Raw genomic sequence first — 26306 nt, 5'->3', positions numbered from 1 at the left:
GAATCGAATAAAAGCCCGCAAACCTTCCATTCAGGATTACGGGCTTTTATTTTCAAAAAACAGTCGGGGACAGAACTGACCAGATGCCGATTTGCTTTCCCATGCCCGCGGTCAATGTCTTTAATCTGTTTTTCCCTTTCGTGAAGAACTCAGAGCAAGCACCAGTACAATGATAATGCCCTTAATAATATTCTGCACCCCGATGGAAAAATTCGCCACCTGCATTGCAGCAACTACAAATCCTAAAAACAAGGCGCCGAACAGGGTGCCCACAGCAACGGCACGGCCGCCGGAAGCAAGAGTTCCGCCAATTACTACACTGCCCACCGTATCCATCAGATAGGAATCACCCATTCCCAGAAACGCTCCACCTACGCGTCCTGAAAGGAAGAATCCGCAGAGCGCAGCCAGTACGGCGCTTATCATATATGCAAATGTCTCAACCAGGTTGACCTTAATACCAGCCAGCTGCGCCGCTTTTTTATTCTGCCCCAGCGCCAGCAGGGCCCTTCCCAGAGTAACGGAACGGAACATGCCGTATATTCCTGCTACAATCAGAAGAACCAGATAGCAGATAATGGGGAGTCCCAGAATTTTCTTTCCAATGACGGCCTGCATAATCCCGCATACTTCCATACAGTTGAACGTGCGGTTGTAAATAGACGTCATCGTGGACAGAATGTATCCCACTGCCAGCGTAGCGATCATTGGAGTGATCTTTAATCGGATTACTAGCAGGCTGTTAATGAATCCAATCAGTGCACCCACAGCAATCACCAGCAGCAAAACAGGAAAGAACTTTCCGTTTTCTCCGTTAATCAGGCCCATTGTCAGGAAGGCCGACAGGGTGATCATATTGGGGATCGAGAGGTCGAAAGCCCCGCGTCCTGTCGTCATAACGATCATCTGCCCCAGAGCACAGAGTGTTACGTAACATGCAATCGTGAAGTTGGCGCTGAAGCTGGAGAAGGATATCTTTCCGGAAATAAGCGACATGGTAAGGAACATCAGCAAAGAGCCGATTGCCGCCCAGAGCCAGTGATGTTTTTTTGCAAAAGAGTTAAATTTGTTCATTGCTCCGCTCCTTTCTTTAACAGCCGCAAAGAAAGTATAACAATCAGCATCAGTCCCTGTACCGCCGCCGTAAAGTCAGAGCTGACATGCAGGAAACCTAATAAAATCGTTACAAACGACAGAGTGATCGCTCCGAAAGCCGCTCCCATATGGCTCACCCTGCCCCCGTTCAGTGCGCCGCCGCCCAATACGACCGAGGCAACCGTCAAAAGGGTATAGGAATCCATAGATCCTGCATCTGCAGAATAGGTCAAAGCAGTAAAGGATAATCCGCCCCAGGCTGCAAAAAAACCGGAAAGCATATAAATACTGAATACGGCCCGGTATTTTCCCCAGCCACTGCGCACCATGGCTTCCTCACGGTTTCCAAAACCACGCAGTACAGTGCCATAACGGGAACGGTAGATCATTGCAGCGCTGACAATTGCTATCACTAAAACGATCAATACATTCTGAACTCCAAAGGGCGCATCATTAAACATGGAACTCAGCCACTGAGGTGAACTTCCGCCCGGAATACTTTGTAGAACCAGGGCAATTCCATACCATACAAAGGAGAATCCCAGGGTCACAATGACTGCCGGAATATCCAGTTTCCTGATCAAAAGCCCCATAAAACCATAGACCAGCCATGCTGTCAGAATAAGGAGCAGGCCAAGAGCCGTATTTTCGCAAAGGATCGTGGCCGCCAGAACGCTGACCAGTCCCATGAAATTACCCAGGCCCAGATTTACGTGACTAAGGCCTATAATGTAGGTCTGGCTCAACGCTGCCAGAATAAGGGGCATGGAGCCGCTGATCAGCAGCTCGATTCCAAACAGGGTAAAGGTATTTGGGCGAATCAGTCCGCAGATGACGTACACCGTAATCATGGCCAGCACCGGCATGAAAAGAGTCGTATTCAGCCGGACTTTGGAATTTCCTTCCAGCTTTTTGCTTTTATGTTCCTCCGCTTTAAATGAGGCTTCAATTATGCTGTCCTTATCGATATGCTCGTGATCCAGGGCCGCAACAATGGTGCCGTAGCGCATTACAAACACCCTGGAACAGATTCCTAATTCAGATTCATCGGAGCTGTACCAGAGGACAAGCTTTCCTTCTTTCGCCGCATTCTGAAACACTTCGTAAAGCTGCCGCTTTGTCTCCACGTCTACGCCGCGGGTAGGATCATCCAATATGATAATGTCGGCATTTGACAACAGCGCACGGGCGATCAGGACCTTTTGCTGGTTCCCTCCGCTCAGGCTTATCATATCTGCTTTCGGACTCTCCCCCTTGATTCGCAGCTGGTCATACCATTCGCTTGTCTTCTCCACAATATTTTTGGGAGAATTGACTGCCAGCAGCGGTTTGCGCATCAGAGACGTAATTGCCATATTATCGGCAATGGACCACAGCGGGAAATTACCTTCTGCTTTCCTGTCCCCAGTCACATATGCAATCGTGCCTTTCCGCTGTATTTTTTTTCGAATGCTCAGCGGTACATTAAAAATTGCGTGAAGCAGATCCTTTTGACCGTTTCCTTCCAGCCCTGCGATACCGATGATTTCACCGCCATACATGCTGCAGGAAACATGATGAAGAGCCGCTTTTGTAATATCTCGGCACTGAACGCACACGTTTTGATTTACGGTACCGCCCTGCCGTCCTGTTTCTGCAGACGCTCCTTCCGATCCTTCCGCTTTTTCCGATTTTACTTCTCCGCTCATCAGCTCTATGAGCATGTCTTCATCTGTTTCCTTTGTCAGGCAGCTGGACACCACCGCCCCATTTCTCAGTATATAAACTTTATTGGTGACTTCAATAATTTCAAATAACCGATGAGTAATATAAATGAAGGTAACACCGTCGGCAGCCTTTTTTTTAATATAAGAGAGAAGCTGCTTCGTCTGTTCCACAGGCAGGGACGAGGTCGGCTCATCCAGTATGAGCAGTTTTAATTCCGGGTCCATAAAAGCGCGTGCTATTTCCACCATTTGCTGTTGAGCAATGGACAGTTCTGATAGTTCTTTTTTAACATCGATCCCATTTTCGGGAAAAACGAGCTCCAGCTGTTCCTTTGCCAGTTCGGCGGCTTTTTTGCGCCAGTTCAGGGTTCCTTTAAATAGCTGGCGCAGTTCTACATAAAAGTTCTCATATACCTTTAAATTATCGCATAAGGAAAGCTCCTGATATGCCACACGAATACCTTTTCGGCTGGCACCAAAGGGTGAAAATGTTTTCCAGTCAATCTTTTCACCATCAAAATACATCTCTCCCTGATCCGGGGTGGATACGCCGGATATAATACGCATTAATGTACTTTTTCCCGCTCCGTTTGCCCCTACCAGTCCCAGAATATCCCCTTTATCGATCTGTATGCTGATATTCTGATTTGCAATCGTAGTGCCGTAAATTTTAACAATATCTTCCAGCTTTAAAAACGCTGTCTGACCGGCAGCCGTCTGATTCAAAGTATTTTCCATTTACAGTACTTCCTTCTATAATTCGCTCTGCAGGGGGAGGATATGGAAGGTGCAGAAACCGCCCTTTCCATATCCTGTAATCATCCCGCTGCGCGCAGGCGTCGTCAGCAATTGTTACTTATTTCTGGCCGGAATGATAATCTCATTCATAACCTTATCGTTGGTCCAGTCCTCGCCGGCAATCTGTCCGGCTTCCAGATCCGTATACTGGTCAGCTTCGTCACGGGTAATCACCGACAGTCCAAGCGGCAGCTTCTTAGGGACATCCTCGCCGTTCAGAATATTGACAGCAGTCCACAGTGCAGCTGAACCGCAGACAGGAGCGCAGCGCATACTCAGGGTGTCGTAATTCTCCTGCTCCACCCACCATTTGATAAATTCGCCGGAGTTATCGCCCGACATTAGCGGAACTTCCATTCCAGCCTGTTCGAAGGCCCTGATGATTCCCCATGTATCGCCGCCCTGGTTAAATACCATGTCTACCTTATCCAGACTCGGAAGAATCTTCGTCAGTTCTTCCTGTGCAACGGTAGCATCTGCCTCCCCTACAATTGTAGCGACTACCTTCAGATCCGGATGCTCTTCCACCACTTTCATATAGGCATTGTACATAATCTCTTCCGGCTTGGATCCTGATACTCCGCGTACGACTACTACATTTCCCTTATACCCACAGTTTTTTGCCATATAATCGCCCATCTTATAATAGAAGCTGTAGTTGTCAAAATCCATGCAGTAGGCGTTCTCATTATCGACCGTCGAGTCGAATGCAATGACGGGGATACCGGCCGCAACCGCCTTGTCAATTACGCTGTTCAGCGCAGTTGATGAAGCTGCGTTAATACAGATCGCATCCACGCCTTCCAGTATAAAGCTGTTAATCTGGGCAATCTGGGCGTTCACCGTTCCGTCGCCGTTCTGGATAATATAATCTTTGATGTAGCCCTTTTCTTTGGCTTCTTCCGCTACGTTTGTAAAGGAATCCACCATCTCCTTGCGCCATGTGTTTCCATAGTAGGAATTGGAGAGGCCGATTACCCAGTCCCCCTGAGGGATCTCATACGAAGAAGAGCCGCCTTCTGCTTCCTTTGCCTCTGTCTCTTCTGTCTCTGCCGGCTTTTCTGAAGCCTCAGACGGAGCCGCTGTTGTTTCAGGTGCTTTTGTTTCCTGGGCCGGCGCTTCCGTCTGCTTCTGTTCCTGTGCATTGCTGCACCCTGCCATCAGGCTCAGGGATGCGGTCAAAGCGAGTAACATTACAACTGTTTTCTTCATAAATTATTATCCTCCTTTTCTGGCCGGGCCTGTCAAAGCATGTTTTTCAGATAAGCGATGCTTTCTCTTACCCAGCGGTCTTCTTTTGCAAGAGTTGCTTCCACATCAGGTTCCGGCGCCATCCACAGCTCCAAAATCGAACTGTAGTCCTGGCGCGCTTCCTGTCTCAACCGCTTCTCAACAGCGGGTATATCCAGAAATCCCATTCCTGCCGGCGTTCCTGTCACCAGCAGCCCATACTGTTTTCTACTCTCTGAATTTTAAAATCCTTCACGTGGAAATTAACGGTGTACTTTGCCAGCTCGTCCACCACCTGCCATGTCGTTTCCTCACAGGCGAAGGAATTTACCGTATCCAGCACAATCCCTACATTTGGATGATCCAGCGTCTTTACAATCTGAGCAAATACCCTGGCCGGAAAACGGTCATGGTTCTCAATCCCCAGCACAATATCTGTTTTTTCCAGTTCCGGAAGAACACATCTGAGCAGTTGGATGATTTCATCAAAATCCGGCCGGCTGTCCTTTGTATCCAGCACCACCCGCAGCAAGGGGGCATGTAAAGCGGCAGCGATCTGTATGTAGCGCAATAGATTATCCGTCTTTATTCCGCGCGTGCCCACTTCTATTGATATACCGCGCCGCTTCGCGTAATCTCCCAGGGCCGCCAGCCGCTCCTGGCCCAGCCCGTCCAGCGGACAGTTGTCTCCGATCTGAAGAACGGGCACCTCCAGCTCCGCCGCCTTATCCACCAGCCCGAACGCGTCCAACGGAGATGGCGGCGTAAACCCGGGAAATCCCACTGCATAAGAATATGAATATGAGCTGATTCCAATTTTTGTCTTTTTCATCACTTTTCCTTATTTAATTCATGAGTTATTTCATAAACACTCTGGTCCACGGCCTTACGGCTCATTATATTTTCAATCCAATCCGGCTTAAAAATTACATCCATAGCATTTCGGAGCGCCAGATTTGCCCCGTCTGAAAACGGGAAACCGGCGAAATCAAACAATACGCCGAACTGCACCTTCAAATGCCCCATTACGAATGCCATAACTGCATCTCTGGGAACTCCCTGTTCTACACAGGCGTCCACCGCCATACGCATCCCCTTTACAAGAGGAGCCGTAATCGACTCCACCAGCGCCGGTTCCAGCATTATCATCTGGTCGATCGTCAGCCGGAAGCAACGGTTTACCGGACGGAACATCCTGCGTGCAAAGTCTTCATTCTCTTCATAATCCTCGTCGCTTCCCTGATGGATGGAGCATGCCAGATCCATTCTGGCCGCTCCTACACCGCCGAACCAATCCTTCTGAGCCGCCAGACTCAGGTTATCTTCAAAAGCGAACAGCGGGGGATGACACGGATGAACGACAAAATATTTCAGGTCTTCCCGCATCTGCATCACTTTCCCATAGTGAGCCGCCGGATCCAGGCCTATTACTGTAGCTCCGCTTTTTAACAGCGGTATAACGCTTCTGGATACATTCTGAATCAAAATATCCGGCACTGCAAAAACAACGGTATCGGCATTTTCAAGCGGGCCGTAATCTCCCACAGCCTCCACACCATATGTATCTTTCAGGCGTCTGCGTCCCTGTTCACTGATCTCCACGTAAGAGATATTTAAATCAGACTCATCCTTCAAATTGGCGGTCAGACGACAGCCCATTTTACCGCCCGCTCCCAACAGGACTACATTTTTTTTCATAACCAACGCTCCTTCTGCTGTAAGTACAGCTATAAGCAACATTTCTTACAATCGGTTTCATACGCTTTAATTAGTCATCCAAAAATTCGGCAATCAGGAATGCATATGGTTTCAAAACAACCGGTTTCGTCAAATCCAAATCATACCACGCCTGATCCGTCACAGAGAAGTTTTCTTTCTGAGCCATCTGAGCCACATGATCCTGATCCATGACAAAAGCTCTCACTGTCGCAGCAGCAATGTCATTTACGATCCGAATCTGAACAGGGATTACTTTTGGATTTGCCAGAATCAGCCGCCTGCCTTGTTTGCCCTCTAAAAGAACGGCCGTTACTAAGCCGCTGTCCATTACGCCTGTGCGGAAGGAAGCCAGACTTCGCAGACCGAAAAAGGCAAAATAAAGCGGAAACAGCATATCGGGCGCAGCCGGAAACGGATAGTCCCGTTCAGGCAATGTTTCTTCCATCAGCCCTTTGCTCCTGTAAGCTCAAAGTAAGTCATACCGGCAGCTCCTCCGGCCATACAGGCCGCCGCTGAACGCAGGAACCAGGATGCCGCAAACAACGACATCTGCCTGGGATCTACATCTTTGGGAAGTTCCCCTTTCTTCACAGGCTCCCTTCCCGTTGCATCCGGATTCCACCGCATTTTAAGGGTAATGGGAGACACCCAAACCGGCAGGCCGGGATACAGAGCGGCACAGCTTCTCAAGTTTGCCGCCTGTCCCTCTGTCGTGGACATAATCGAATCGTTGTCAAAGGCATGCACCTGAGGATTGTTGGAATAACTTACAAAATCCATACTGTCACGCTCCGGTTTCTGACGGTTAATCTGGGTAAAAAAGGCATCGGTTCCCGATCCTACCGGGACATTCCATTCTGTAAGTTCAGAACGAATGCATTCCAGTCTCTTTCCCGGCATAACCGTAACTCCTTCCTGGAATATAAGCAGGCCCAACAGCTGTTTTTCCAGGTCTGAAAGCAGTCTCTTCAGAGATAAAATCTCATCGTTCCAGCGTTCCGTAAAAAATACGGCCAGCAGCACATTCAGTCCCAGATCTTTTGCCTGGCAAAAGATCTCCTGAATATCTCCCTCTTCCCCATCAATAAAATGGTAATCTACCCTGAGATGAGACATCTCCAGTACCGCAATGCGCTCAAACTGCAGCCTCGTCAGCGGCCGTGTTATACAGCTGCCAAGGGAACATCTCCTCTCCATCATAGGAAACTCTCTGATAGAAACAATGGTCTCTTCCTGTTCCCCCACTTCTTCTGAATCCACATTTTCTGCCTCAAGAAGACTGATTTCCACAGATTGGCTGATGCGCTCCCCCTTATGCACCTGTACCGGAAACGGAATAGACAGCGGCGTACAATATGTTTTAAAGGAGGCGTCCGTCCAATTCCGCTGATCTTCCATCTCAAATACGTCGCCCTGGAATGCAACCTTCAGAGCCATCCCTTTTTTCGGCCGGTGAGTGATGGATTTCATGTCGGCAAACGGCTGGTGAGGCGAAATCAGTTCCGGAAACCTTCCCTTTTCAGGAGCAGACGAAAAATGCTCTACTTCGCAGTCCATTCCTCCGCATGCAGCCGGATGCAGAACGCATAAACCAATCCGGTTTCTTAAAAAATCGCTGTCAGCCTGTCCATAGAACTCATATTTAACGGAAGATTCCGAATTTCCGGTAATAATCCCCTCCCATTCAAACCGTATATTCCCGCTGTCGTGGATTGCTTTAAAAGAAATGCGGAAGAAATCTTCTTTTTCTTCAAACTGCAGGCCTTCCATACGGTATGGAATGGTCCCCCAGTTGTAATCTCTCAACGCGAAATAAACCTCGTCGATCAGCCTGATTCCACCGGCACGAATATTGAGTATACGGCCGTCTAAAAACTCCAACGTGATTTTTCCTGCACGGAACCGGCACGGTTTCTTTCTATTTTCTGGAGCTCCCAGCCATTGGCTTTCTTGAATTTTATTTATCTGCATAAGAAACATCTCACTTTTCATTTTCTCATATCAAACATTTGTCATATCGTATACTTTTGAATTAAATCTTTTAAATAGCGGGCCGTCACCCTGGCACACTCATCTGCGTTCTCCGCACGTACAAGTCCTTCTGATAGGTAACCGTCATAGCCAATGGCATGCAGCAGCTGGATCAACGCAGGAAAATTGATTTCCCCGTGGGAAAATCCGGCAGGCCACCGGTCCGAATCGCTGAAATGCATATGTTTTACATGATCCTTTGCCATAACAATGGATTCATACATGTTCCGGTCTTCCAGATAGATGTGGAAAAGGTCCAGCGTCATTCCCAGATTATCGTATCCTACGCGTTCTACAATTTCGACTCCTTCTGCCGTCGAATTAATGAAATTGATTTCAAACCGGTTCGTAGGTTCAAAGGACAGGTCTACGTCCCGCTCCTTTGCGTATGCGGCCGCCTCCCTCAGTGCATCCACCAACAGGTCCTTCGAATAGCGGACCGGCTTATCTGGAATACATGCTCCCCGAAACAGACCGATGCCCACGAAGCAGTGCATTCTCTGCGCGATATCAATACACTTTTTCAGCTTCTGCATCGCCTTTTCCATAATCTGTTTATCTTCTGATATCATAGTATACTTCAGCACGGAAGCCAGATAACCGGTATTCAGACACGCCAGTTCAATCCCATTCTCTTTTATGGACTCTTCCAGCAGATCAACGTCACACTCGTCGGGATCGTTGATCAGGAATTCGACCGCCGGAAATCCCTGATCGGCGGCTCGTTTTATATTTTTGTCAACCGTATCCCGATACAAATGTACAAATTTCGAATCCGGAGGAAACTCCGGGGTTGCAATAAACAGTGACGGCTTCATCATAATTTTACCTCCTTATTGTGCGCACAGCGGACGCCTTCCGGCCTGCTGCGTGCAGTACATTTTTCCGGCAGCCCTGCATAGGCCCCTTACACATTTACCTCGATAACCACTTTGCCTTCTGACGTCAAATGGTCTGTAACATACCGGAATCCTTCTACCGCATCTTCAAAGGCAATCTTTTTCGTCAGCAATTCCTTTTCATGTAGTCTGCCTTCACTCATCAGCTTCAGAACCGGGCCAAATGCCCCAACAGAATTTCGCGATCCATGAATGGTCATCTCCTTCTTCGTGAAGTTAAGACCGTTAAAGGTAACTTCCTTTGTCGTAAGTCCCACAATTACAATCATACCGCCCGCGGCAACCAGATCCTGAGTCTGTCCCATAATCGTACTGACTCCCGTAGCTTCAAATACTACGCCGGCTCCTTCTCCCTGTGTCAGCTCCAGCGTGCGGGAAAGCAAATCTTCCCTGCCGCTGTCAATGACCTCATCGGCTCCCATAACCTTTGCCTTATTCAAGCGGAATTCAGATAGGTCTGCCGCTATCACACGGATGCCTCTTGACTTGAGGATGTCCACAATCGTAAGTCCAATCGCCCCTGCGCCGAGTACCAGTGCAGTCTCACCTTCGCCAATTTCAGAACGTTGTACACAATGATATCCGATTGTATAAGGTTCTGTCACTACAGCGGAATCAATATCCAGATTATCCGGTACCTTGTGGAGATTGCGAATCGGATAGACCGCATATTCTGCAAACGCCCCCTGACTGTGGGCCCCGATCACCTTTAAATTGGCGCAGCAGTTCGGTTTTCCATGCCTGCAGGGATAACAACGGCCGCAGGGGCTGAGAATCTCGGTTACCACCAGATCTCCTGTTTTTAATTCGGTGTCCGCTCCTTCCGGCAGCGCCTCAATGGTTCCCACCATTTCGTGTCCATAAATTTGCGGATAATTTGCATATGGCTGGGACCCATCGTAAAAATGGACATCTCCGCCGCAAATTCCCACCTGAATCACTTTGATCAGCGCCTCGTCCTTTCCGTACACAGGCATAGGAACTTCCTCAATACTGACCTTTCTCGGTGCATGGAATACAATTGCCTTCATAATTACCTAACCTCCTGTCTGAACAATGTCACCATCTCTTTTTCCTGCCAGTCTGTCCGCTTTATTTTTTCAGCCGCATTGTCGTTAGCTGATACTCTTATGCTGACAGTTGTATTACAGGTTTGCTGTTAATTATACATTACCATCACGTTTACCAAATGTCAACACAATTTATCTGAATATTTACAACTTATTCACAAACAAATCAGGCGCATAACGGCTTCTCGCGCAAATATGCACAATACACACTTTCTTTTTCCTTTATTATCATACCATTTTAAAAGAAAGCAGGAAAAAAGAGCCTCTCCAATACAGGAAAGGCCCTTTTCCATTTCATGATTCTGCCCTTAACACATTACTCTTTACTGCATATCTGCAGCCGATGCTGATATTTTTCTTTTGTAGCCATCCCCCCACGTATATGGCGTTCCGACTTATTGATGTCCAGTACCACCCTGGCTCTGGCCGCCAGCGACGGATTGATATGTTCCAGTCTGTCTGTCACATCCTTATGTACTGTACTTTTGCTGATACCAAATTTTTTCGCTGTCTGCCGTACTGTGGCATTGTAGTCGATGATATAGTTCGCGATCGCTACCGCCCGCTCCTCGATATATTCTTTCAAAAGGTTGCCCCCTGAAATCATTATTTTTACAATGTATGCAAGGGCAAAATTGAATATGCCAGGAAGCCGGTCACAGTTTCAGTCAATTCCCATTCAATGAATTCAGGCGCCTTCCCATCCCTGTTTTAACGTATATGCGAAATACGTTTCCCGGATCTTTTTTCTTTCCCGTACCTTAATGGGTACTCTGTCCCCGTTATCCATTGTAAAGTCTACATCGGCGCAGGTAACATAATCCATATTGACGATAAAACTCTGGTTACATCTGAGAAATCTTTTTTCCGGCAATTCCGCCTGAATTTCTGCCAGTTTTTTTCGTATGATATGAACCACTCCGCCGCTGCAGACGATCCTCAGTTTCATTCTCTGACTTTCAATGTACATAATATCATCATAAGCGATTCTTCTGCCGGAGCTGCCATTTACCATCAGAAGGCTCTGCTGTACTCTCGGATGCCGCTCTTCCATAAACCGGTTTATAACACCTTCCACTTTTTCCGGATTAATTGGTTTCAGAAGGTAGCAAAAAGCATTGACTTCATACCCTTCCATTGCATAATCTGCGCTGAAGGTCAGAAAAATTACCGTCACTTTTCGATCATACTGTCGTATTCTGCGGACAGTATCCATTCCGTTCAGGCGCTTTAAGAAAATATCCATAAAAATAAGATCATATCCCGGATATTCGCTCTCATACTGCTCAATCAAATCTTCTCCCCCGTCAAAATATGTAATCCGAAGAACTTCTCCCCGCTTTTTCATCTTCGCTGTAAGCAGTTCACCAATTCTCTCTCCATCTCTCTTTTCATCATCGCAAATTGCAACCCGCATAAATATTCCCTCCCCATCCAAAGCCGCTTATGTGTACTGCTGTTTAAGCTTAAAATAAATCATAAGCCTCCTTTCCGTAAGCCTTTCGGGACGAACTGTCAAAAATCGGGACAAAAGGCTTGTTATATCCTTGCAACCAAACTTCTATTATGATTAAATAGAAACGACACCATAGCTGTACAGGAGGAATTTCCGTGAAAATTGCAATTTGCGACGATGATCGTACAGTACTGAATCAGCTGCGAATATTTATTCAGCAGTATGCTGCCGATCATATGCTCGATTATACAATTCTTAAATTCGATCATGGCGTTCCGCTTTTAGAAGCCGCCCGCCATGATCCGGATATCCAGATTATGTTTTTAGATATATATATGTCTCCGCTCTCCGGAATGGATTTAGCTGAAACGCTGCGGAAAGAAGGGAACGAATGCGCCATTATATTTGTCACCATCAGCACAGATCACTATGCCAGAAGCTATGAGGTGAATGCCGAACATTATCTTGTCAAGCCAATTACATATGATCGGGTGGAAAAAGCTCTTTCCAGATGTGAACAGCTGCTTGCGGATGCTGCCCGATACGTTTCCTTTACAGCGGGCCGCCGGGAAATCAACATACCGCTGCGGCAGATTCGTTTTGTAGAAGTGTTCCGCAATCAAACCATCATTCATGCCTCCAGCGATATTTCTCTTCGCTGTACACTGGAAGCCGTAATCAAACAGCTTTCTGACCCGCACTTCTTACGCACCCACCGAAGCTTTCTGATAAACATGGACTACATTGAGTCCAGATGCGGAAATGATATCATATTGAAAACAGGTGAACGTGTGCCGCTGAGCCGCGCATGTGAAAAATCTTTTGAAAAAGAATATGGAATTTTTCTCATGAATTCAATGGCAGGCGGTGATTTATGAAAAAGAAAAATATACTTTTGACTGCAGCAGCGACGCTGGCCTCTCTTTTTATAGCTGCTGGTGGTATATCTATCTGTTCCCTGGCCTCTGCTCAGAACCGCATTTACACCAGTTCACGGCTAAGCACTGCAACCCCCAGCGAGTTCGCGACCGGAAGCGAGTCCGGCGGCCGGGGAAACGATGGGGGTGAAATCCCGGAAAATAATGATGAGACATCTGGCGGCAACGTCATCGATGATGAAGTATGCATCGACGAACCGGCACAAAATGACAGTTCTGCTGCCTATAACACCCTGGAATCAGAGAATAACACAGAAAGCACAGCCGAAGAGCAGACGGATATGCTGTTATCAACGGTTACGGACTATGCCTATACGCTCTGTGAATATTATTTCTGGATGTGCGACCGGCCTATCCAATGGCGCATGGGGAATGAATTCGATCCATATATGGAGCTTTCGGACTCTGTTGACGTATATCTGGACGGCCCGGACGGACATGTGGAAGATTATTTATCTCTCCCCGTCGAATGGGATTTAACTCAGGTAGACTTTGAAAAAGAAGGTTCCTATCGGGTTACAGGCATTCTGGATACCAGTTCATGTGAATATGTTATCGATTGGGACAATACGCCGCCACCGTCTCTCACGATAGAGATCATAAATTATGGAACGGTATCATTTCGCCCAGAGTATCATGGCACGACGCTGACTTTGAATTATGAAATGAACGGCCGGCCTTACCAATTGCCTTTTGGTTCAATCGCACTGTATGAAAGTCAGGATGATGGAGCCAGCTGGTACAACATCAGTGAAAGTACAAGGGTACGAATCTATGATGACCACCTATCTGTTTCAGAAATTACTTCTAACACAGAGTTCCCATCCAGCTTTCTGTTTCAGGCCACTGGATTTGACGATCCCGAGTTCACCAGCGATTACTCAGATATCGTAAAGATCATATCATCGGAAGCAATTCTTTCGGCAGATATAATCGATTCCGGAGGTACACAAGCTGTCGGTACCTGGAATGATGATCCCATAGCGGATGGTCCCTACCCAATCCTGGAATATAAAACTTATATTCCAAGAAAGCAGCCAATGATTCTGGAATTTACACCGGGCGATCAGGATTCATTCAGGCGCGAATATTTTGACAGAATCTACGTTTATTATGGGGACGCACCGCAGGGATTCTGGCACAAAGAAGCCGTTCTGCCCGTGCAGTGGGAGTGGACGCCTGTTGACAGCATGGACTGGAATCAGGAAGGGGACACTGTCATCCATGGAGTATTTACTCCGGAAGTAATAGAAAAGAACGAATATCGTCTGAATTTTAACGATATGCCGGAACTCACCCTGACGATATCCATCCGTTCTCCGAGAGCACCATTTAACCTCTATGCCAAAGAGGAACGTCCCTTTGAAAACAACACGGTTCAAATCCAGTTTTTCGGCGAAGACGATACGCCTCTGGCTTTTTCTTCTCCTTCCCTTTTAAAGGTCTGGTGTTCTGTAGACGGCGACTTAACCTGGTATGATATTACAGGGGAATCAAATGTGAGTTTATCCGCCGATACTCTGACCATATCGGCTATAAAAGAAAAATATCTGAGGGCAAAAGGGTATACATTTCAGATCGAACAGACCGTTCTCCCAGGCCACGAACAGTTCTCCTCTTCATTAAATGTATATCATAGTTCCATGGGCATCTATTTCGGGGATGGAGCGGGAGGCGACCGCGGCGGCGGAAACCGTCAGGACAAACCTCCGGAAGGATTGTTCGATCATGCAGGTTCCGAAGGTGATTCCGAAGAGGAAATACCACCTGAGGAAACATCTGGCTCGGATGCCGCTCAGCCTTCCAAGGAATCAACGGTCCCAGACGTTACCCATCCATCGGAGCAACCGGATGTTCCTGATACCACAGAACCTCCTTCTGATCATCCAGTTGGCAGCCCAGGAGAATCAGAAGCCCTTCTGCCGTCAGATTCCTCCGCACCGCCTTTTGCAGAAGAATTTTCACTTCCTGCCGGGTTGCCGTCATTGGATCATTCTGCTGCCGGACAAGACAGATCACGTCAGAATACCATGAACAGCGAGCCGGGAATTGATTCGGAATCCTCTTCCCATCCTGCTACGTTTTCTGATGATCGGGCAGAAGGTACAAAAAGTCCAGCTGAACAAAACGAAGAGACCGTGTCCGCGTCATCACTCTCGCAGCTGTCTGATCAGAAATACAAATACCAAATTCTCAGAATAATTGCCAGCGTTTCAGCCATATCACTCGGCGGCGCCGCCGGTTTTTATATGATAAGGAGGCGGTAATATCATAATCAGTTATTATTGGAAACGTATGATATGGCTGCTGTGTGCCGTATTATTTGCTTCTCTCCTATTTATACTCCAGTACAGGTTCGATAACAAATATAATTTTCCTGGCGTACGAGCACACAATGGCATTATGGATTTAAGTTCAGTAAAGGATTTTCAGCCGCTTTCTATTCTGGCATATGAATGGGAATTCTATCCTCAGGAACTGATTGCCCCCGGCGAATTCGATGGATCTGAGCCTAATTTTATTTTTCTCGGACAGTATGGCGGTTTTGAAAATGGAAGCCTGGCTAACTCCCCTCATGGCTGCGCCACGTACCGCCTTCAAATCCTGCTTCCTCAAGAAGCAGCAGAATATGCACTGGAACTTCCTGAAATCTATACGGCTTCCCGTATCTGGGTGGACAGCAGACTCGTCAGCAATCTGGGCGATGTATCCGACAAAGGGGCCGAACCGGCCGTGCGTACTGGTATCGTTACTTTCCAGGCTGCGGGCAGCACTGAAATCGTGGTCCAAGCTTCCGATTACAGTCATTACTACAGCGGGATGGTGTATCCTCCCGCTTTTGGCACACCAAAAGCCGTATCCGATTTAATCTCATTTCGATTGCTGCGCACATGTATTATGGTCATATCATCATTCACTATAGGTATCATGTATCTTTTGATTGGATTAAGAACCGGAGAAGAACGTCATCGAATGATCCTCTTCGCTCTGACAAGCCTCCTGTTCTCCCTCCATGTCATGTATCCGCTCTTCCATCTGCTTGGAGCAGGATACTGGACTTACCGTTTTGAAGATGTGAGCTTTTACCTGTTTCTTCTGATGATTGCCGCACTTCACTGCAGCCTTTGCAAAATTGGCGGCAGATGGCGTCAGATTGTGCTTGGATTCGGCGCAGCGGCGGCGCTTCTCTCATTTATGGTTCCGTCTTTGTTAACCGGCAGCGGAGTAACCAGAATGCTGATCTATTCTGCTTTCATTGACAGCTATAAGCTGGTTTTCTTCAGCTGGCTTATTATTACCGCACTGCTGAACAGAGAACATGGAGAGGCGATGAATGGCCCGCTGCTGGCAGGGCTGTGTATCCTCGCCGTCTCCCTCCTGTTTCAGGCGGTCGCTCCTGTATTTGAACCGGTCCGTTTTGGATGGCAGACAGAAAATGCCGGCTTTGTCTTTATCCTTCTTTTAGGCGGGGGCCTGTGGTTTGATACGGTCAGCGCCTATGCGGGGCGTGCAGCACTTACTGAAAATATGCGCCTGATGAAAAAACAGTTCCTTCTCCAGGAAGAAAATTACCGTATTATATCCGATAATTTTGAAGAAATACGCCAGATGCGTCATGATCTTCGCCACCATCTCTATACAATAATGGAGCTCTCCAACCAGCATCAATATGATGAATTAGAACGGTATATAAAAGGATGCGAAGAAAGCACAGAACAAGCCGTCCGCCCAACGCTCTGCGAAAATCATGCCGCTAACGCGGTCCTGAACTATTATCTGCAGCTGGCTTTCCAAAAGGATGTCCCGGTCGATTTAAAGGTATCCCTGCCGTCTGACCTGAAACTGGAAGGCTGGAATCTCGGCGTTCTGTTTGGTAATCTTCTGGAAAATGCTATTGATGCTTCTGAAAAGCTGCCAAAAGAATGGAGAACCGTTAAAGTCTATTCTAAAATTTCTAAAGGAAATCTGCTTCTCACAGTAAAAAACAGCTGGAACGGCGAATTTTCCATATCAGGCGACCAGATTTATTCCACTAAACACGAAGGAAAGGGAACCGGTCTTTCCAGCGTCCGAAGTCTGGTAGAAAAAACCGGCGGGCAGTTCTATCTGAATCCAGATAAAGAAGAATTTGAAGTTTCTATTGTATTATGGAATCAAATATGACCGATTCACCTTAATATACTCTGTATTCTTGATTTTCCATATAGAACAGGCGGGAAAACCTTACGTTTAAGATTTTCCCGCCTGTTTTTTACACGTGTCTTAAGTGATATCGTACTCTTTGTCCAAACTCCTCCTGTAAAGGCAAAAAACATTCCTTTTGAAATCTACTCTGTCCATTCACCATTCTCATTCACCGTATATCCATCAGGGGTAGTTGTTCCTGTCATAAGTTTCCCTCGCCCTGACACGGTATCCTGGCTGAAATAATACCATCTTCCGTCGATCTGAACCCATCCGGTACACATTGCTCCCTGTCTGCCGTCCGAATTCGGATTCAGATAATATTTATTTCCGTCTCCGTCCGTATACCAGCCGGTTTCAACATAACCGTCTTCGTCAAAGAAATACCAGTCGTATGATCCCTTATAATACAGATATCCCCATTCACTGATATAAGAAGAACCGTTATTAAACGTCCATTTATCGCCGTCCTTTGTCCAATATTCCGTGTCATCGTGGTCTCTGTTGCTGTCGCTGCCATGCTTTACCGGTTCTGGAACAAGATCTGGTAATGGTTCCGGATCTGGCAATGGTTCATCATCCGGCAATGGTTCATCATCTGGTAACAGTTCATCATCGCCATAATCCCCAACACTTCCGATTCCAAACAAAATGGAGTAGGCTTCCGACTCTCCTGCTCCCAGGATCTTGTCTGACCATGTAATTGCGATTCCGCTGTCGGTTCCATCATCCAGATCCTCTGTCGGCAGTTCTCCTTTAAAATAGTTACTATACCGTTCGGAGTAATATCCATACCACCATCTGTCTATAGGGGCAGCACTTTCTTCATCGTCAATGACAGAAAAGGCATTTTCGTAAGGAGCTTCTGGATCATACCACGCCTCTCTTCCCAGCATCAGGATTCCGTTATCTGTCCGTTTTACCGTTGCACGATCATCAGTGCCGACCGATGTATCCGCATCGGTACATATTGAAAACTGCAGCTCTTCGCCCCCAGTATTTTCGACATAGTATAAAACACGTACATAGGAAAGATCATCAATCTCAACGATACTGGCTCTCATGGTTAATTTCAGATTCTCAAATGTGTATTCGCCGTCATTGTTGGAGAATAAAGAACTATTTTCCTCCTCTCCAATCTTTATATGAATACTATAACCGGTCAAACTGCTTCTGACTTTTTTCCCATTATTATAACCATATACATCAAATCCCGAATTGCTTCCTAGTTCATACGCCATCCTGCCGTTATCATCACTCTTTTTCAGCGGTATGATACTGTATTCTTGTTCTTCTATGTTTAAAACAGCAGCCATAAGCATTGGAGTCTGCATCATATCCTGCGCCACTTCATCCGGCTCTTCCCCGTCTTTCTCTTTCTTATCGCTGTCAACGGTCAGGCCGTCTTCTGTCTTATTTTCTTCCTGAACAACTTCATCCTCATTTGCTTCCACATCGTCTTCCGTACTGCCTTCTTCCGTGTTTCCGCCTTCTTCCGTGCTTCCGCCTTCTTCCGTACTTTCGCCTTCTTCCGTGCTTCCGCTTCCTTCCGTACTTTCGCTTTCTTCCGTGCTTCCGCTTCCTTCCGGCTTTCCGCCTTCTTCTGTGCTTCCGCTTCCTTCCGTACTTTCGCCTTCGTTCGTCGTTCCGCCTTCTTCCGTGCTTCCGCTTCCTTCTGTTCCCTCGTTTTCGCCGGCTTGTTCTGTACCTTCACTATTCTGCCCAGCTAACGCCGGAAATGGAGCACTGCTGGATGCGAGGCAGATTGCAGCCGCATAAGCTGCAGCCTTCGGCCCCAGACGCTTGATACCTTTCAATTTTACATCAGACTTTCTCATACACCGTCTCCTCCTTTAATCTCGAGAATATTTGTGGTAAGTATATCACAAACATCAATGTGAAACGGCAATGTGTGAGATAAATCATTTTTTGCGATACAAAAGTCAACCATAGCTGCAGGATCACAAAAAAACGTCGAGCATATAACAAATTTTCAACAGATGTATGTAGGAAAGGATGAGGGCATCCTCACAAAATACATACAGAAACAGCGGCTTATTTATAGCGAATGGAAACGTTGGTAAAGGGCGGTATCCTACTTGATCAGCCCCAACTCCTTTGCTTTCAGTACAGCATCCATTGAGCTGTTCACCCCCAGCTTTTTATAGGCAAGGGACGTATGGGATTTGATGGTGGGAATGCTGAGGCCCGTCATTTCCGAAATCTCCGCGTTCTTGTAGCCCTGAGCAAGCAGTGTGAGCATAAGCGTCTGCTGCTTTGAAAGCTTGACAGGCTTATCCGTTTTCCCGCCTGCTTCCGTCATGTATCCCTTGTGGCCGACGCCGAAGCTGTGCGCCGCCAGCATGACGGCATTTACATAGGCGCGGGTAAGGGGGCCGGTATATTCTTTGCCGCACACTTTTGAGAGGATGCGTTTCAGGACAGGAACAACGTCCTCGCCCTCATCGGCAACCACCCGAACAAAGCCATAGGGCTGCAAAACCTCCAGCGTTTCGATAAGCTCGGCTTCCGCTTCCTTCTTCCGGTTCTGCGTCCAGTACAGGACCGCAAGGATCGCCCCCGCCTCGCACCTGTCCAGCGGGCGGTTTAAGATTGGTAAAGAGCTTCCTTTACGAATGCTGTTTTCCTTTTATATCAGAGGCAACCTTGCCGAAATAATCAGACAAAACCAGCTGATCGACGCTCCACATGACGATCTTGGAACCTATTTCCAACTGCTCCTGTGCACTTTCAGCAGAACAATACCCATACGGCATAGACATAACTGGAATGTGTGCCCTGATTGCAGCTTCGGTAATCTTCTTCTGGTACTCCTTCATAATTCCTGAATCCAGGTCATTTTCCAATTCCGGGTGAAATTTCAAAACAGACATCGCAAAATCTCCCCGGCCAAACCAGATAATATCTCTGCCGGGCTTCAGTTCGGCTAAAATTTCCTCTATGTTGTCTGCTGCTTCCACGTCTTCAATTAATGCACAGAGCATCAGGTCATCGTTTGCTTTTACGTAATCATTCCAACTGCTGTAACAATATCTTGCCGCCCGGTTCGCCGGACACATCCCCATCTCGCCATTGGGCGGATAATGCATCCAATTCAGAATTCTTTTTACATCTTCCCTGCATTTCATATGAGGGGCAATGATCCCCTGAGCGCCAGATTCACAAATATATCTTATGTAATATTCTAAATCATTCTGTGGAGGACGCACCAATGTTGTAATCCCAGCCGCGTCTGCAGTACGTACCAGATTAGCTAATGTTTCCTTGTTGATTAATGTGTGTTCCATGTCGAGCATTACATAATCCCAGTCATTATAGGCAAGAATCTCTACAATCGATGGGCAGATCGTGTATAATTGAGTTCCGATCGCCGGTTTTCCACTGCGAATCGTATTCCATATTTGATTATTTTGAAACTGAAATTTCATTTTTACCTCCAAAAAGTTTTTCTTATTCCGCGCTTTTCCGGCGCGTCACTATTTTTTATTGCGCTCGTTCCTCGCTCCATAAAAATCACACGGGAACCGCCTTGACCTTACGGTCAAGCCGTAGCAAATAGTTCCGCGCTTTTCCGGCGCGTCACTATTTTTCATTGCGCTCGTTCCTCATCTCGTCCAGCATATGATAGGGGATCTGATTCAATTTACCTATTTTTTCAATTACGCTCTCCATCGTCTCGATATCTGCATATTTTTGTCCCAGATCGTCAAGAAATGTTTCATATATTTCTTCGCTCCTGTCTGCAACCGCTTCCTTTACAATCACCGTGTGAAAGCCGTAACAGCTGCTTTCCATCGCTGAAGCATATAAGCAGCCGCCGACTGAACACCCGCAAAATATTACCGTATCAATCTGAAGGCCATGAAGCATCTGAACCAGCGGCGTATCAAAAAAAGCGGTACACCAATGCTTATGGATCAGAATATCGTTCTCTGTCACCTCCAGGTCTTCGTCAATATCAAATTCCCAGGTATCTGGATACAATTGTTTCAAGCCTGTGCATTTTTTTCCAAACTCCAGCAAGTCAACCCCATCCCGGCGGTATCCCATCCTGACATAAAATATTTTGATTTCCTTTTCTCTTGCTGCATCGATGACAGCTCTGGCGCATCTGCATGGCCCTCTCATATCGCTTCCTCCAGGAAAACCTGCATGCGTAAATCCCTTCTGGAAATCAATCACTACAACGGCAGGGCGGCTGCCGAATATCAGATCCGATTCTTGGTTACTTCACTTACCAGTCTCAAACAACATACCCCCTTCCACTGCATTTTCTGTCTTTGGCAGAGCCACCGACTCATAATGCTCCAGAATTTCATGAGTATACATGACGTCCGCAAATTTCTGCTCTATATTCCACAGGAACAGCTTTCCCTTTTTATCGTCGGGGTCCCAGACCGTATCTTTTGCTACAATCGTTTTCATACCATAAAATGTGCTGTACATGGCGGAGGCATAAATGCTGCCGCTGGCAGAATATCCGCATAAAATCATCGTATCGATTTTATTTTTAATCAGCTCCTGTATCAGGCCCGTTCCAAAAAAAATAGAAGGCCACTGCTTGTAAATGACTGTATCCTGTAATTCATAGTGAATCTGATCATCTAATTGGTCCTCCGTTCCTCTGCATGTGCTCATCTGATTCATAAATACCACTTTCATGCCTGTTCGTCTTGCCAGCGCAATCAGCCTGTTTACCTGATCGACTTCCGCTCGAGCAACATAATCTTCACAGCGGGTATACTTTTTTTGGAAATCTATGACTGCCAGGGCCGGACGGGCCCCAAATCCCATCCGACCTCCCATCAGCGCCTGCTGATACGCCTTTTTTCTGTCCGACATCTCTACTACCCCCTACTTTATTTCAGGCCTCCATGGAATATGGGAATCCACAAAACGTCCTGTTGGCGTATCTGATACGATTTGAAAATTCTCGGCCACCAGACTGCCCCTTACGAAAGTTGCCACCGGCGCCCCCTTCATCTTCATCCCTTCATAAAGGCTGTACCTGTGAGCAGTTTCGCAGCATTTATTTGTAAATGTCCACTCTTTGTTCAGGTCAATGATCGTCACGTCCGCATCCGATCCTACTGCTAATACCCCCTTTTGAGGATACATTCCCATAGCTTTCGCAATGTTTTCCGACATTACTTTTCTGAGAGTTTCCATGGAAATCCTCCCTTTGTTCACTCCTTCTGTCAGCATAATGGACAGGGATGCACTCATCCCGTCTCCCGTTCCCGGAGGAATCTCCCAGAAGGAGCCGTCTTTCTTCATGTTCAAGTCATAATGGGTGTGGTCTGTTCCGATTGTAGTAATGGTTCCTTCTCTCAAGCCCTGCCACAGCCGTTCCCTGTCTGCCCGGTTCCGGATAGGGGGATTTACTTTAGCAAACCGTGTCCACTCTTCATTTTCTATGCATATCCGATCTTCTGCAGCAAATAACAGGTAATGAGGACATGTCTCGGCAACGATTTCGCATCCCTTCTGCTTAAAATACTGAATGAGGTCCACACTTTCTTTTGCGCTCACATGAACCATATAAATGGGCACCTGTAATTCTTTCGCAATCAGCGCGGCCTTACACAGGTCGACTGCCTCCGCAATCGCCGGCCTTGACCGGTTCATGGCGTCAATATAGTTTTGATAGGGCGGGATTCCCTCCGCCTGCACCTTTTTCTCCGTATATTCGAAGATCTCCGGATCTTCGCAGTGCAGCATTGCCAAAGCCGGTTTTCCTGCCTTTGCGATCTGTTCAAATCCACGGTAAATATAGGTGGAATCGATGCCCCGCTCATCGATATCCAGTACCCTCGCCCCTTCTCCACGGTACGCCAGCAAAAACTTAAAGCTGGTGACGCCTTCTTCCAGCATCCCGGGGATCTCTTCCAGATTTTCATCGGTAAAGGGGGAAATATGGTAACGGACGTCTGTAAATGCCTGTGTTAATGGTTTCTTTGCCTCTTCCAGACGTTTTTTCATTGATAATCCGCTCTGGCTGGTGGTGCTGCATACGGTCGTGATACCTCCCTGAGCCGCGGTTCTCGTCTCTGTATAAATGTCTCTGTCAAAATACTCCCTATTTACGCCAAAATGACAATGCGGCTCAATAATACCTGGAAAAATGAAATTTCCTTTCGCATCATATACGTCTGTTCCCTCCGGAAGCGATACGTCTGCTCCTATGGATACGATGATGCCGTCTTTTACTGCCAGTCCTCCCCTGATCGTACCGCACTCTGTGCAAACCAATCCATTTTTAATCACTAAATCTGCTGTCAAATCATCCCTTCTCTCCGTACAGCCTCACAAATCACAAGGACAACTCTATCTATTTTATCTTTGATTTGCCGTTAAAACATTTCTATCGGTGCATTCATTTCTTATGAAAATACATTTCGAATCATTTCTTTAAACTCTTTTACAGCATTCAGCGGATTCTCTGCATTGCGTATCGCTGTTCCAACGATAAAGGAATAGATCGGAAGTCCTTTAAAATCCTTGATTCTCTCTAACTGGAGCTTACCGGTTACCGTCACCAGAAATCCATAGCCGCATAGCCGCTCTACCATGTTTGTATCATTCTCATTCCACATAAAGCCAGGATTTACCGAATGGTAAATTACATTGGTGATTCCCGCCCGCTTCCATTTGTCCAGCACCTGATCTTGAACAGGCTCCTGATTTTCCACGTGAATATATGTATACATCTTTTTGTTTCTCTTTACGCAAATTTCATCAACCGCCGTAGCAATCATTGTCTCATCCGTACTTCCAATCGCTATGACTGCGTCGGCTCCTGCATCCAGAAGGGGAGGTACACTTCCCCTCGCCGTAGGCATCAGCATCTTTACATCCGCTACGATCTCCTTATCCGGATAGAGGGCCTTCACGCATTTAATGACCTTGTTTCCTTCTGAAAATATGGCGCTCGTTCCGATCTCAATGACATCTGCCTGCTCACCAATGCCCCCGCTAAGACACGTTAACGTTTCTTCTATCGTTTTCGTATCCAGGGCATATTGTAATTTCGGTATCATTTCCTTCACCTCCGCTATTTGTTTAACTTTTCCAATAATCTTTCCAGAGGAATTTTCTGTTCCTGAGGCATGAACTGCAGTTCTACTTCTACCCCTGAATCTTTTAATTCCTTTAACATAGCTCCCTCTTCCTGACTCATGTAGCATGTTTTAAAGACGGCTGTTCTGCCTGGTGAAATTGGGATATTGCCGATATTTAATTTTTTATAAGTAAATCCTTCTTTCCACGACTCATACGCGCTTTTCGCATCGCGGAACAGAACCATGACCCTTCCGTCACCAAACTGATTCTTTTTCCATGCCTCTGCCGCTTGTCCCACCGTATAGGCCAAAGCTTTTACTCCTTGAGGCGCCGCGAATTGTAATGATGACGCCACAATTGCATTCCCTGCAACCTCATTATCGATAACTATAATTTTTGTAGCATGAACTAAAGCGTTCCACCTGGTTGTAACCTGACCATGGATCATTCTTGAATCAATTCGGACTAATACTAATTCTGCCATATGCCTCTCCTTTCGGTTAAAAAATTCCCAAAATGCAGCCGATAATTGCAATTACAATAATAGCCAATATGGAATGTACGATTTTGCCGCCTTTACGTAAATACATATAACACCCTAATACTAAGGCTGTTGGAAGCAGGCCCGGCATGATTCCATCCAATGTATTCTGTAAATTTAATACCGAACCGGTCGCCAGCGTCCATTCCGGCGCTACGCCCAGCTTTACATAGTTTGTCGTCATGACGCCCATCATGAAAGCTCCTAAGATTCCGGCTCCCGTCATTAAGTTCCCCATCTTACCTGAACTCAATATAGAAGCAATAGACTCTTTCCCTTTGCTGTAACCAAAATGCATGGATACGAAAGCGACTCCATGAAACCATAAAAAGATGCAGACAGCTCCCAGCAAGCCGGCAATGCTTCCGGCTAAGGCAAACGGAATAAACAGCGCCCGGAAAATGGAAGCCATAGTCGCAGAATTCAATGCATCTCCGAATCCGGCCGACGGCCCCATCAGTCCTGTCTTGATACTGTTAATCATCTCGTCAGGTATTTCGGCTCCATTTGCTTTTTCTTCCTCCATTGCAACAATCAAACCGATAATTCCCGCTCCAAAACCCGGATCTGTCATGAATGTAACCATATGACGCGTCAATGCCTGACTCAGATCGCTTTTGCGGGGATACAGTTTTTTCAAAACAGGAATCAGTGTGATACATACGCCTAAACCATAGTAACGTTCAAAGCACTGTGACATCCTCTGAAAAAGCATCCAAAACGCCCAGGTCTTCGTGATATCTTTTTTTGTTAACTCTATTCTTTTCTCCTTCTCCGCCATGGTTTTCCCCCCTTATGACTCTGCTGCAGCATTGTCGGACTTGGTGAACATAATATGTAACGCTGCCATAACAAACGCGAATAGTGCCGCGACTACAATTGGCATAGAACGCATCTGTGTCAAAATAACCGCAAGAATATAATAAATTAGCAGGAATTGTTTATTCAGCATAACCAATATCATCGCTAATCCCGTAGCCGGGAGCATTCCACCCGCGACTTTAAATCCATTCGTCAGCCATACCGGCAGCATTTCAACAATAGCGTTAGCCGCGTCAGCGCCTAAATAGACGATAAGCGCCACCGGAATCCACCGGAGAAACACATTAAAGATAAGCGGCCCGCCAATACCGTCAAACAAAATGGCGTTTACATTGCCCTCCGCCGCATGTTTGTCCGCTTTTCTGGTCCAGTATCCCATAACTGTTCTCCTGAAATTATCCAGGAATACTCCTAACAGGCCGAAAGGTATGGAAAGCACCATCGCCGCTTCCACATCCATGCCGGTCGCAATTGCGATGGGAATTGCGACGCAGCAGGCCAACTGGGAATCAATGGATAAATTTCCTCCCGGAGCCATAACTCCTGCAATGTATAAAAGCTGGAAATTTCCTCCCATAATAATTCCCATCTTAAAATCTCCCATAATCAAGCCGATTGCCGCCCCAATGACAATCGCCTCTTTAAAAAAGTTCTGCGCCCAGTGCATCTCGATGTATGCCAGATAATAGATAAATCCGACGCCAATTGCAATAGCCAGATTGTTCATATACGT

25 protein-coding genes are annotated in these 26306 nt (G+C 46.7%); 3 read left to right on the top strand and 22 right to left on the bottom strand.

The features are described 5' to 3' along the window. Nucleotides 1-120 precede the first annotated feature (120 nt). The 12 genes from DXA13_RS08545 to DXA13_RS08490 form a co-directional block, all read right to left on the bottom strand. On the bottom strand, nucleotides 121-1074 hold the full coding sequence (locus DXA13_RS08545; RefSeq protein WP_118243428.1) for an ABC transporter permease: 954 nt from the start codon (nucleotides 1072-1074) through the stop codon (nucleotides 121-123). After that, nucleotides 1071-3539, bottom strand: coding sequence for an ATP-binding cassette domain-containing protein (locus tag DXA13_RS08540; RefSeq protein ID WP_118243425.1), 2469 nt, complete (start codon nucleotides 3537-3539; stop codon nucleotides 1071-1073). The genes DXA13_RS08545 and DXA13_RS08540 overlap by 4 nt, the downstream gene beginning before the upstream one ends. A gap of 114 nt (nucleotides 3540-3653) precedes the next feature. Beyond that, nucleotides 3654-4811: a substrate-binding domain-containing protein gene (locus tag DXA13_RS08535; protein ID WP_118243422.1), complete on the bottom strand. Its 1158-nt coding sequence runs from the start codon at nucleotides 4809-4811 to the stop codon at nucleotides 3654-3656. Nucleotides 4812-4843: 32 nt separating this feature from the next. Beyond that, a complete protein-coding gene (locus DXA13_RS08530; protein WP_118243419.1) occupies nucleotides 4844-5038 on the bottom strand; it encodes a hypothetical protein in 195 nt (64 codons plus the stop codon). Continuing rightward, nucleotides 5035-5661, bottom strand: a complete 627-nt coding sequence (locus DXA13_RS08525; protein ID WP_118243417.1) for a TIM barrel protein — start codon at nucleotides 5659-5661, stop codon at nucleotides 5035-5037. The genes DXA13_RS08530 and DXA13_RS08525 overlap by 4 nt, the downstream gene beginning before the upstream one ends. Further along, a complete protein-coding gene (locus DXA13_RS08520) occupies nucleotides 5661-6527 on the bottom strand; it encodes a phosphogluconate dehydrogenase C-terminal domain-containing protein (RefSeq protein ID WP_181995578.1) in 867 nt (288 codons plus the stop codon). Before DXA13_RS08520 ends, DXA13_RS08525 begins: the two co-directional genes overlap by 1 nt. Before the next feature lie 70 nt (nucleotides 6528-6597). Then, nucleotides 6598-6993, bottom strand: a complete 396-nt coding sequence (locus tag DXA13_RS08515) for a hypothetical protein (protein WP_118243413.1) — start codon at nucleotides 6991-6993, stop codon at nucleotides 6598-6600. Further along, nucleotides 6993-8519 (bottom strand): hypothetical protein, encoded by a 1527-nt coding sequence (locus DXA13_RS08510; RefSeq protein ID WP_147348009.1) that lies wholly within the window; start codon nucleotides 8517-8519, stop codon nucleotides 6993-6995. The genes DXA13_RS08515 and DXA13_RS08510 overlap by 1 nt, the downstream gene beginning before the upstream one ends. A gap of 41 nt (nucleotides 8520-8560) precedes the next feature. Continuing rightward, nucleotides 8561-9400, bottom strand: coding sequence for a sugar phosphate isomerase/epimerase family protein (locus tag DXA13_RS08505; protein ID WP_118243408.1), 840 nt, complete (start codon nucleotides 9398-9400; stop codon nucleotides 8561-8563). A gap of 86 nt (nucleotides 9401-9486) precedes the next feature. Continuing rightward, on the bottom strand, nucleotides 9487-10509 hold the full coding sequence (locus DXA13_RS08500) for a zinc-binding alcohol dehydrogenase family protein (protein ID WP_118243406.1): 1023 nt from the start codon (nucleotides 10507-10509) through the stop codon (nucleotides 9487-9489). A 355-nt stretch (nucleotides 10510-10864) separates the two neighbouring features. Next, nucleotides 10865-11134 carry a sporulation transcriptional regulator SpoIIID gene (spoIIID, locus tag DXA13_RS08495; RefSeq protein ID WP_118243404.1) on the bottom strand — a complete coding sequence of 90 codons (270 nt, stop codon included), beginning with the start codon at nucleotides 11132-11134 and terminating at the stop codon, nucleotides 10865-10867. Nucleotides 11135-11236: 102 nt separating this feature from the next. Beyond that, entirely contained in the window at nucleotides 11237-11965 is a 729-nt protein-coding gene (locus tag DXA13_RS08490; protein ID WP_118243402.1) for a LytTR family DNA-binding domain-containing protein, read from the bottom strand. A gap of 194 nt (nucleotides 11966-12159) precedes the next feature. Here DXA13_RS08490 and DXA13_RS08485 point away from each other — a divergent pair, with 194 nt between their 5' ends. The 3 genes from DXA13_RS08485 to DXA13_RS08475 all read left to right on the top strand — a co-directional run bounded on the left by DXA13_RS08485 (nucleotide 12160) and on the right by DXA13_RS08475 (nucleotide 17106). Beyond that, nucleotides 12160-12882, top strand: coding sequence for a LytTR family DNA-binding domain-containing protein (locus DXA13_RS08485; RefSeq protein WP_243009027.1), 723 nt, complete (start codon nucleotides 12160-12162; stop codon nucleotides 12880-12882). Then, complete coding sequence (locus DXA13_RS08480) at nucleotides 12879-15209, top strand: hypothetical protein (RefSeq protein ID WP_118243398.1); 2331 nt, start codon at nucleotides 12879-12881, stop codon at nucleotides 15207-15209. The genes DXA13_RS08485 and DXA13_RS08480 overlap by 4 nt, the downstream gene beginning before the upstream one ends. 136 nt (nucleotides 15210-15345) lie before the next feature. Continuing rightward, on the top strand, nucleotides 15346-17106 hold the full coding sequence (locus DXA13_RS08475; protein WP_243009026.1) for a GHKL domain-containing protein: 1761 nt from the start codon (nucleotides 15346-15348) through the stop codon (nucleotides 17104-17106). Nucleotides 17107-17270: 164 nt separating this feature from the next. Here DXA13_RS08475 and DXA13_RS20970 read toward each other — a convergent pair whose 3' ends face one another. From DXA13_RS20970 to DXA13_RS08425, 10 genes are all read right to left on the bottom strand, one after another. Continuing rightward, a complete protein-coding gene (locus DXA13_RS20970) occupies nucleotides 17271-18965 on the bottom strand; it encodes a hypothetical protein (RefSeq protein WP_207662157.1) in 1695 nt (564 codons plus the stop codon). Between the two features lie 257 nt (nucleotides 18966-19222). Beyond that, nucleotides 19223-19627 carry a LuxR C-terminal-related transcriptional regulator gene (locus tag DXA13_RS08465; protein WP_243009025.1) on the bottom strand — a complete coding sequence of 135 codons (405 nt, stop codon included), beginning with the start codon at nucleotides 19625-19627 and terminating at the stop codon, nucleotides 19223-19225. A gap of 130 nt (nucleotides 19628-19757) precedes the next feature. Continuing rightward, the gene (locus tag DXA13_RS08460) at nucleotides 19758-20576 is read right to left on the bottom strand and encodes an aldolase/citrate lyase family protein (RefSeq protein ID WP_118243394.1); all 819 of its coding nucleotides are present in this window, start codon (nucleotides 20574-20576) and stop codon (nucleotides 19758-19760) included. Nucleotides 20577-20730: 154 nt separating this feature from the next. Next, complete coding sequence (locus DXA13_RS08455) at nucleotides 20731-21330, bottom strand: isochorismatase family protein (RefSeq protein ID WP_181995577.1); 600 nt, start codon at nucleotides 21328-21330, stop codon at nucleotides 20731-20733. Nucleotides 21331-21378: 48 nt separating this feature from the next. Next, complete coding sequence (locus tag DXA13_RS08450) at nucleotides 21379-21990, bottom strand: isochorismatase family protein (RefSeq protein WP_118243390.1); 612 nt, start codon at nucleotides 21988-21990, stop codon at nucleotides 21379-21381. Between the two features lie 12 nt (nucleotides 21991-22002). Then, nucleotides 22003-23430 (bottom strand): amidohydrolase family protein, encoded by a 1428-nt coding sequence (locus DXA13_RS08445; protein ID WP_118243388.1) that lies wholly within the window; start codon nucleotides 23428-23430, stop codon nucleotides 22003-22005. A gap of 101 nt (nucleotides 23431-23531) precedes the next feature. Next, a complete protein-coding gene (locus tag DXA13_RS08440; protein WP_181995576.1) occupies nucleotides 23532-24188 on the bottom strand; it encodes an orotidine 5'-phosphate decarboxylase / HUMPS family protein in 657 nt (218 codons plus the stop codon). 14 nt (nucleotides 24189-24202) lie between these two features. After that, nucleotides 24203-24694 (bottom strand): PTS sugar transporter subunit IIB, encoded by a 492-nt coding sequence (locus DXA13_RS08435; RefSeq protein WP_118243384.1) that lies wholly within the window; start codon nucleotides 24692-24694, stop codon nucleotides 24203-24205. Between the two features lie 16 nt (nucleotides 24695-24710). Then, nucleotides 24711-25532 carry a PTS system mannose/fructose/sorbose family transporter subunit IID gene (locus DXA13_RS08430; protein WP_118243382.1) on the bottom strand — a complete coding sequence of 274 codons (822 nt, stop codon included), beginning with the start codon at nucleotides 25530-25532 and terminating at the stop codon, nucleotides 24711-24713. A gap of 12 nt (nucleotides 25533-25544) precedes the next feature. Further along, nucleotides 25545-26300, bottom strand: coding sequence for a PTS sugar transporter subunit IIC (locus DXA13_RS08425; RefSeq protein WP_118243380.1), 756 nt, complete (start codon nucleotides 26298-26300; stop codon nucleotides 25545-25547). Nucleotides 26301-26306 lie beyond the last annotated feature (6 nt).

Source organism: Clostridium sp. AM58-1XD (genome assembly GCF_003464085.1).
GTDB lineage: Bacteria > Bacillota > Clostridia > Lachnospirales > Lachnospiraceae > Lachnoclostridium_A.
Note: the sequence above shows the minus strand (reverse complement) of the source record. Positions and strands in the feature narration are given on the sequence as shown.